The sequence below is a fragment of the Salinisphaera sp. SWV1 genome (assembly GCF_052044155.1).
Classification (GTDB): domain Bacteria; phylum Pseudomonadota; class Gammaproteobacteria; order Nevskiales; family Salinisphaeraceae; genus Salinisphaera.
The window spans coordinates 1-558 of the sequence record NZ_JBQDYE010000166.1 but is presented as its reverse complement, the minus strand read 5'-3'; the positions used below and the strand labels follow the sequence as shown (position 1 = coordinate 558).

Annotated in this window: 1 protein-coding gene; it reads right to left on the bottom strand. The window is 64.5% G+C overall.

What is annotated here, in order from left to right:
- On the bottom strand, nt 1–200 hold a 200-nt coding region (locus tag ACS8YF_RS20050; RefSeq protein WP_440851817.1), incomplete at its 3' end, for a hypothetical protein.
- Between the last annotated feature and the right edge of the window lie 358 nt (nt 201–558).

Here is a 558-nt window from a genome sequence, read left to right as displayed (position 1 = left end):
TCGATCAGGTCGCGCATGCGACTTTGCACGCGCGCCGCGCTTTCCCGCTTGCGCCGATGCAGGGATTCAACGCCCAGGCCCAGCACGTCCGCGAGCTGCGTCTTGTTCACATAAAGCTGCCGCGCAATCACGCTCGACTCGATCAAGCCATCGCCCACTGGGCGCAGGAGCTCGGTCTTTTGACTGGTCGTAGCCGTCATCGGATGCCACCTATCTGGGCCGTATGTACATACTAATCACATGACACGTGGGCCGCTGCTGCCCCTCGCCTACATGGACAGCTCGGCCCGCTCCAGGCTGCTCGACGTCCTCGAGCCCTCAGGCGCTCGAAATCCGAGGTTTCCAGGGTGCATGCGACACACGCCGTTTGATCGGCGACCGATTCCCGCCGCAACGTCGGGGCTATCGGGACCGGCCACGGCGACAGCGTGGGGTTCCGGCATCGCATCGACCGCTCGGGCGATGGCTATTGACCGGATCGGGGGCCTTGCTCTGATCTGCCGGTGTCGCTGGCTTCGGCATCGGGCATCACCAGCTGGGTCGAACCGCTGGGTCGAT